Below are 259 nucleotides of genomic sequence, written 5' to 3' on the forward strand. Positions count from 1 at the left end.
CCGCCCTGCGGGACCGCGCGATCGAGGCCTGGCTGCCGCTGGCCCGCCACCTCGCCCACCGCTACTCCGGCCGCGGCGAGCCCACCGACGACCTCGTCCAGACCGCCACCGTCGGCCTCATCAAGGCCGTCGACAAGTTCGACCCCGACCGCGGCGTCGACTTCGCCGGCTACGCCATCCCCACCATCATCGGCGAGATCAAGCGCCACTTCCGCGACCGCACCTGGTCCGTGCGCGTGCCCCGCCGCCTGCAGGAACT

1 protein-coding gene is annotated in these 259 nt (G+C 73.4%); it reads left to right on the forward strand.

Annotated elements, in window-relative coordinates:
* Positions 1-259: sigma-70 family RNA polymerase sigma factor (locus tag RBH18_RS44020; protein WP_306216468.1), on the forward strand; the 259-nt coding region annotated here is incomplete at both ends.

Origin of the sequence: Actinoplanes oryzae (assembly GCF_030757795.1) — a bacterium.
Lineage (GTDB): Bacteria > Actinomycetota > Actinomycetes > Mycobacteriales > Micromonosporaceae > Actinoplanes.